The organism is Streptococcus caledonicus (genome assembly GCF_042656225.1).
GTDB classification, from domain to species: domain Bacteria; phylum Bacillota; class Bacilli; order Lactobacillales; family Streptococcaceae; genus Streptococcus; species Streptococcus caledonicus.
The window spans coordinates 716,081-724,016 of the sequence record NZ_JBHSOJ010000016.1; the positions used below are offsets into that span (position 1 = coordinate 716,081).

General features: G+C 38.8%; 7 protein-coding genes and 1 pseudogene. 1 reads left to right on the forward strand and 7 read right to left on the reverse strand.

The features are described 5' to 3' along the window. Positions 1-62: 62 nt before the first annotated feature. The 7 genes from ACFPQ3_RS07395 to ACFPQ3_RS07425 all read right to left on the reverse strand — a co-directional run bounded on the left by ACFPQ3_RS07395 (position 63) and on the right by ACFPQ3_RS07425 (position 7,021). Positions 63-1,397 carry a DUF438 domain-containing protein gene (locus ACFPQ3_RS07395; protein WP_156805119.1) on the reverse strand — a complete coding sequence of 445 codons (1,335 nt, stop codon included), beginning with the start codon at positions 1,395-1,397 and terminating at the stop codon, positions 63-65. 1 nt (position 1,398) lies between these two features. Further along, entirely contained in the window at positions 1,399-1,626 is a 228-nt protein-coding gene (locus ACFPQ3_RS07400) for a DUF1858 domain-containing protein (protein ID WP_156805118.1), read from the reverse strand. Positions 1,627-1,685: 59 nt separating this feature from the next. Next, on the reverse strand, positions 1,686-2,024 hold the full coding sequence (locus ACFPQ3_RS07405; RefSeq protein WP_156805117.1) for an ATP cone domain-containing protein: 339 nt from the start codon (positions 2,022-2,024) through the stop codon (positions 1,686-1,688). Between the two features lie 77 nt (positions 2,025-2,101). After that, positions 2,102-2,605 carry a GNAT family N-acetyltransferase gene (locus ACFPQ3_RS07410; RefSeq protein WP_156805116.1) on the reverse strand — a complete coding sequence of 168 codons (504 nt, stop codon included), beginning with the start codon at positions 2,603-2,605 and terminating at the stop codon, positions 2,102-2,104. 15 nt (positions 2,606-2,620) lie between these two features. After that, positions 2,621-3,556 (reverse strand): 4-hydroxy-tetrahydrodipicolinate synthase, encoded by a 936-nt coding sequence (gene dapA, locus ACFPQ3_RS07415; RefSeq protein ID WP_156805115.1) that lies wholly within the window; start codon positions 3,554-3,556, stop codon positions 2,621-2,623. 128 nt (positions 3,557-3,684) lie between these two features. Beyond that, on the reverse strand, positions 3,685-4,761 hold the full coding sequence (locus tag ACFPQ3_RS07420; protein WP_156805114.1) for an aspartate-semialdehyde dehydrogenase: 1,077 nt from the start codon (positions 4,759-4,761) through the stop codon (positions 3,685-3,687). Positions 4,762-4,930: 169 nt separating this feature from the next. Continuing rightward, entirely contained in the window at positions 4,931-7,021 is a 2,091-nt protein-coding gene (locus ACFPQ3_RS07425; RefSeq protein WP_156805113.1) for an AAA family ATPase, read from the reverse strand. 395 nt (positions 7,022-7,416) lie between these two features. Between ACFPQ3_RS07425 and ACFPQ3_RS07430 the strand changes: the two are divergent. Continuing rightward, positions 7,417-7,936: pseudogene (locus ACFPQ3_RS07430) on the forward strand (IS30 family transposase); the annotation flags it as partial.

Consider the following 7,936-nt stretch of genomic DNA (forward strand, 5'->3'; position numbering starts at 1 on the left):
ATTGAATAAAGAGAGTAAAGCATAAATTTATTGTCTAGACATCACATTGTGGATACTTAATTTTATTTGATATCACGCATAACATCTCCATCTAATTCAAAAAAGTCTTGAATTTCTTGAACATATTCGAGAACTCCTTGAAATTCTCCTCTATCATCACGTACTGCCGCATAGGTAACATAGACAAATTTACCAAGTTTTTCCGACTTGAACCACATAACGACCTTATCTTTTTGTCCAGTTCGCAATAATTGAAAAATTTTCTTAACCTTATCAAGGACTTTAGGGGGATGACAGAGCTCTACATGCCGTCCTACTTGTGATGGGGTACGTTTGAATATCATCTCTTCTGCTGGCACACTGTCATTATAATATTGGAAAATGTCATCCTTATTGACAAAAGTAATTTCTAAAGGTAAATGATTAAGAATCAGATTTGCCTGCTCAACAGATAGGTAGCCATTCCCAAAGATTTGAGGAGTCGTTCGGTCTATAACTTCTTCTCTTTCCTTAGGGACAAAAGTAAGAGTAAAAGTTCCTTCTGGAGTATCAATGGTACGTGTAGTCGTTTTGTCCTCTGAGCCCTCTCTTAATTTTTCTTTATCAGTATTTTTTTCTTCAAAAGACTCACGGTGTGGAAGCCATTGAGCGGTCGGTTTTATAATAGCATAGCCATAAGTATCACTCTCTCTAGCAATAGAAAGCCAATCATCTTGATTAAAGGTTTCTAATAAAATCATGAGTAGTATGGCTTCTTCTTTGAAAATCATTTCTTCAAATTCTTTTGCAAAAATTTCAAAAAGGTATGAAACATCATTGATATCATATGGAGGTAATTGTTCAACTGAATTTTTGAAATTGTTAAAGAGCTCACGAATCTCATCATCTACTCCCCACATGACCTTTGGAGGCGCATCATGCCCATAACGTTCCATAATCGGGAAGAAGAGTTTTTCTTTACGCGTGTAATGATGATGAAATTGGCCCAATAATCCAACTTGATGAGTAAGTCCCTTTATCAACTCATCTCGAAATTCTATGCTATCAGGTTGGGATAAGTTGTCTATAATTCTACGGATACGTAACATAGCTGCACGCAAAGCTAAATTTTCTTGTTTAAAAATATAAACAGGGTGACCTTCTTGTTCACTATCTGGAACGTTCACATCTGAAATAACTCCTTTAAAGAGATTAGCATGAACATTACAGAGGCTCATGACATCTTCAAATGTAATCCCAGTATCTGATGACATCAGTTCATGCTCCATCATTGAAATTTCTAAAGCTGACACTCCTTTAAAATGTTTGTCAAATTGTTCTTGAACACTTTCAGGACTCGCCCCATGATGCAGGTCCAGAAGAATTGATTTTAAAACATCAATGCGATTATCTACCATCTTAATCTCCAATCACTTCATAACCATGAAATTCTAAGGTACGTTTCATTTTTTCTAAAGAGAGGTTAATCAGCTTAGAACCAGTTTTTAAACTGGTTACTTTGCCGACTGTATTTAACATGGCTGGATTAGCTAGTGGTTTAAAACCTAGCTCAATCAAAATATCTTTGAGTTCTGGATTCTTTTTAATCACTTCTGCAACTGGTATCGTTAAATCAACACTATTCATTACTACTCCTTTTTATAGCTGAGAACGAAAGTCAAAAAGGAGCCTAGGCTCCTAAATACTTATTTTGTTTGTTCAAATCTTAAATGAACAACAATGCTATCACCGTAGCCGTTACGCTCTAAATCACGTTGCAAACGATACGCAATATAGTGCTCTGCGATGTTGATATAACCGGCATCCATAAGACGATTTTCAACACATGATTGAATCATGCTGATTGTTGGGCGTTCAACTTGTGCATCTTCTAAATCAATCGTTACTTTTTTAGTTACTTGAGTAAGATTTTGACGCCATGTATCATCAATCACATAAACTGTTTGAGCAGCCTTAATAATGGCTTGGTAAATCTTTTCAGGATCAAAGTCAGCAACTTGTCCATTACGTTTTATAATTTGCATAAAAACACCTCTTTTCATAAATTTTCATCTTACTTACATTATGCAAGTGTTTTCATGATTTGTCAAGCTTTTCTGTGCTAAACTTGGCGTTTTAGATGAAACCCTTTAGGAAATGAGGGATCTTGCTTACTTTCAGTAGCGTATTGGAAGACAAAGCCCTGCTTTTCATAAAAAGACAAACCAATCTGATTTCCCTCCATAGCAGAGGTAATCCATTGTTGCTCTATCCCATAAGTTTCTTTTTGATAGGCTGTGAAAGCATCGACTAGATGACTACCAATACCACGACGTTTTAAATTAGGATCAACGTAGAGAACATAAATATGCCCCTCATTATTATCGTCAATGCCGCCACCGATACACCCCAGAACCTTGTCATCCTCTACTGCAACCCAGTAGCCATAATAATAGGGACTGTTGTCCAGAACATCCTTAGTAACACGTTCTTCGTTATAATACTCTTCAATCACTTGGTCGATATAGGAGTGTGGGACTAAATCTTTATAAGTTTCTTGCCAACCACGACTACAAATATCCATAATCTGAGGAACATCTTTTAACTCTGCTCTTCTGATAATCATCAACTCAACTTCTCCTTAGTAATCTGGTCGTACAACGCCTGTTACTGTTGCGCGTGTTGCTTCATAATCTCCATCAACAACTACCTTAATGATACGTTTGGCGTCTTCTTCTGGTGCAGCTACTAATGGCAGACGCAACGGTCCTACATCTAAACCTAAGTAGTTAAGAACGGCCTTAACTGGTGCAGGACTCGGATAAGAGAAGAGGGCATTGACTTTTGGAATAAATTGACGTTGGATAGCTGCTGCTTTTTTTATATTGTTATTCTCAATCGCTTGCAACATTTCAAACATTTCATCACCATTGGTATGTGATGCTACAGAAATTATCCCATCTGCACCAAGGTTCATAGCATGGAAAGCATCCCCATCTTCACCAGTATAAACTAAGAAATCCTCTGGCTTATGCTCGATAAGGTATGCCATATTGGCTAGGCTGGTACACTCTTTCACCCCAATGATATTAGGATGCTCAGCCAAACGAAGCATGGTTTCAGGCGTCATTTCAACAACAACACGACCTGGAATATTATAAATAATAATTGGTAAATCACTAGCATCCGCAATTGCTTTAAAATGTTGGTACATTCCTTCTTGAGAAGGTTTGTTATAATAAGGGACAATAGCTAGTCCAGCAGCAAATCCACCAAAGGCAGCTACTTCTTTAGCAAATTCAATGGAATCTCGTGTGTCATTGGTTCCAACACCAGCAATGAGCGGCACACGACCGTTCACAATTTTCTGAACAGCGGCAAATAACTCCAACTCTTCATCATGGGTTAAAGTTGGACTTTCAGCCGTTGTCCCAGCCAATAAAATTCCTTCTGTGTGATGTGCCAGCAAATGTTCCACCAAAGCCGGTAAGGCATCAAAATTAATGGAGCCATTCTCGTGAAATGGGGTTACCATGGCTGTAATAATTTTTGCATTTCTTAAATCCTGGATAGACATACAATTCTCCTTTTTCAATAAGGTATTTGAAAAGTCATACTTAACTTCAAATCAACATCTCAAAATCCCTCTACTAATTAGACAAAAAGCCAGAACAAAGACATACTCAGCCCAGCTTAACTGATGACTTATTTCAACTCAAAAACAAGTTCTTTTGTCGGACGTACCAAGCCACGTTCATGTAAGCTTTCAGCAATCTGTACTGAGTTCCAAGCAGCGCCTTTAAGAAGATTATCCGAAACAATCCACATGTGAATGCCATTCTCAGCGTCCAAATCTTTACGAATACGACCAACAAATGTTTCACGACGACCAACAGCATTTATCGCTTGAGGATAGATTTGGTTAGCCACGTCATCTTCCAGAACTGCACCTGGGAAATTAGCAATCGCTTCTTTGACATCTGAAATTGGAGCTGGATCAATCGTTTCAATATAGACTGACTCTGAATGCCCAGACAAAACAGGGACGCGAACACAGGTTGCAGAAACCTTAATAGCATCATCTTCCATGATTTTCTTGGTTTCTTTGGTCATCTTCATTTCTTCATAAGTGTAGTCATTGTCTGTAAACAAATCAATCTGCGGTAGAGCATTAAAAGCAATCGGATAATGCTTTTTGTCACCACCGGACGGTAAAATTTTAGCAGTCAGATGTTTAGGGTCAACACCATCAACAACTGCTTCATGCAATTGACCTAACGTTTCTTGGATAGCTGTTGCCCCGGCACCTGATACCGCTTGATAAGTTGACACGATGATACGGTCTAGACCCCAGCGCTGACGAATCGGTTCAAGAGCCACCATCATTTGAATCGTTGAACAATTTGGACAAGCAATAATTCCCTTGTGAGCATCCATGGCGTGAGCATTAACTTCTGGAACCACCAATGGTACATCGGGATTTTGACGGAAATAGGAGGTATTATCAACCACAACTGCACCCGCTTTGACCGCATAAGGAGCAAACTTAGCAGATGTCCCACCACCAGCTGAAAAGAGAGCAATGTCAACTCCTTCAAAAGCTGTTTCTGTCGTTTCTTCAATTTCGATTTCCTGACCTTTGAACGTCAATGTTTTACCGACCGAACGTGCAGACGCCAATAGACGAACCTTGTCAAGAGGAAGGGTTGTCTCTTCCAACATTTTAATCATCTGTGTTCCGACAGCACCAGTGGCACCAACAACAGCAACAGTATATCCCATATAGTCTCCTTCATTTGAGAAATAGCAGAGCTACTTTCAAAATATTCTAACAATTTATACAAATTTTATTATACTACAATAGCTAAACCTTGAAAAGTTGAAAACTCAAAAAAAGTTGTACAAAATGAAAAAGTTCCCAAAACCTGAGAACTTTTCATTTAATCAACATTTAGGCTTCTTTTATCACCACTTGCCCGTCAACGATCTCAGCTACTAAGTTTTTAGCGTCTGTATGGTCTAGATAGAAATCTGTCACCTTGTCACGAATGTCATTTTCAATCACACGTCTAAGTGGTCGAACGCCCATTGTTTCATCGTAACCTGCTTCCGTTAGATAATCAATAACGTCATTAGTTACCGTCAAGGTAATGTCTTTTTTAGCTAAGGTTTGGTTAACTTGGTCAAGCATAAGGTCAACAATCTTCTTCAAATCATCCTTAGTCAAACTATGGAACTCGATAACACCATTGAAGCGATTGAGAAATTCTGGTCTAAAGTATGGTGCAATTCTATCCATAATTGGAAGCTCTGCTTTTTCTCCAGAAGGGTGATAACCAAAACCGGCATTTGACGTTGCAATAATCACTGTATTTTTGAAATTAACTGTATTTCCTTGTCCATCTGTTAAGTGACCATCATCTAAAACTTGAAGCAAAAGGGTGATAACTTGTGGATCTGCTTTTTCAATTTCATCCAAAAGTACGATAGCATAAGGATTTCGGCGTACCCGTTCTGTTAGGGTATGGCTATTATCATCGTAGCCCACATAGCCCGCTGTCGTCCCAATCAATTTGGAAACTGCTGTTTTATCACTATACTCTGACATGTCTAATCGTATGATAGCCTCTTTTGTCCCAAACATATCAAGCGCTAACTGTTTGGCAAGTTCTGTTTTACCAACACCTGTTGGACCCACAAAGAGGAAGGAGCCAATCGGACGATTACCTTCATCAAAACCGGCACGATTGCGTCGAATAGCTTTGGCAACAGCTTCTACTGCTTGGTCCTGTCCAATAACCTTACCTTCGAGACGATAAGCCATTTCTTTGAGTCGTTCAATATCAGATGCTCCCATTTGTGAAACAGGCACACCAGACAATCGTTCTACGGATTCAGCAATATCATTGATGCCAGCTGTCACTTTTTGATTATCAGTGTGATTAGCCATCTGTTTTTCTAATTCTTCAATACGAACTTTGGCTTGAAGGGCTTTTTCATAATCTTCTCTAGCTGCAAAATCTTCTTGTCTCGCTTTTTGCTTTGCTATTTCCGCTTCAATCGTCTTAATATCTGTCACAGGATGTTGGGCTGCTAAGTGGGCAGCTGTCATATCAACCAAGTCAATAGCCTTATCTGGTAAGCTACGTTGTGGGATATATTGAATAGAGTAATCCACTGCTGCTTTCAACACCTCATCAGGTAACAGAACATTGTGGTGTCCTTCGTAAAGAGAACGAATGCCTTTCAAAATAGCAAGCGTATCTTCTGCAGACGGTGCATTAACTTTGACTTCATTGAAACGACGAGCGAGAGCGGCATTTTTCATGATAGTATTACGGTATTCATCCTGTGTTGTTGCACCAATAACAGTCAATTCTCCACGAGAGAGTGCCGGTTTTATCATATCTGCTAAGCCTTTTGAACCAGAATCTCCGCCAGTAGAACCTGCCCCTAAAATTTGGTGGATCTCATCAAAGAAGAGAATCACATTTCCTGCTGCTTTCACTTCTTCCACTAAGTTTTGAATGTTTTCTTCAAAAGCTCCTCGGTACTGAGTGCCAGCTTCTAATCCAGAAATATCAATAGAGATAATTTCTTTATTCTTGATTGAAGCTGGAACATCACCAGCTATGATAGCCTGTGCTAGTCCTTCAACAACTGCTGTTTTACCAACACCAGCATCGCCAACTAATACAGGATTATTTTTTGTACGACGGGCTAAAATTTCAGCAGTTTCTTGAATTTCCTTATTACGGCCAATAACTGGATCAAGATTACCTTGTCGAGCTTCTTCGGTTAGGTTTGTTCCTAATTTTGCAAGGATACCATCTTCTTTCATCCTAGCACCTTTCTCCGGTGCAATTCCCTCAGCTTGAGGTAATTTACCTGTCTGGCGATAGATAGCAAACTCTTCTGGTGTGACTTCGCGTCCATTGATCATATAACGACGGCTTTCAGAGCGATAGCCACCCATGTTTCCCATCAATTGGTTAAAAATATCGTCCATGTTATTAAAATTGTTAAAATCATTATTTCTCATTGTTATCTCCTTTTAGCTAGCACTGCGTTTGTTTGACTAAAACTGACCTTTTATCTAAAAAATTAGAAAGTAGTCAAGTCGTCTAATAATTTCGGGCTCAGGTTGATATTCCTGACCAAAACTGACCTTTATTTTAAAATTAAAATGACTATCCATCTGAGCCACCTCTTTCGTTAAAAGATTTCTACTTCCACCACTCAAATCATTAATCTCTAAGCGGAGATGATAAGGTATTTTCTAACCTTATGATTGTATTATATACCTTTGGTCAGTAAAGGTCAAATATTTTGTTCAGAATTTTTGTAAACCCAATTTGTAAAATCAAGCTAGACAGAAAAGCCATCTATGTTAGACTCAGATAAACTACCACATTTGTCTGAAAGGGACTAACATAAATGACCTACACTCATCTTATCACAAACGAACTCGTAATGATAGAGGCCTATTACCAAGCAGGTAAGAAAGTTTGCGACATTTCAAAGTCACTTGGTAGATCACGACAAACGATCTACAATGTTCTTTCTTTTCTGAAAGCTGGTTATTCGGCTTATGACTATTATGAGCGTTACAAAACTAACAAGAAGCGTTGTGGCCGGAAAAACACTCAACTCACAAAACCAGTACAAGACTTTATCCAATCATATTTAGAATTAGATTGGAGTTTCGATGTGATAAAAGGTACCTATCCTGAGCGCATCCCTTGTTCTATAAGAACCCTCTATCGCTTAGCCGACCGTGGCATCTTCCATAAAAATGATTTACCCTGGCAAGGGAAACGAAACCCCAATGGGAAGAAGAAACGCGTGGAAAACAAACTTTTCGCAGAAATATTCGTGAGCGGACTGAAATGTATCCAGAGTTCGAAAGTGAATTCGGTCATCTTGAAGGGGACACCATTGTTGGCAAGAATCATAA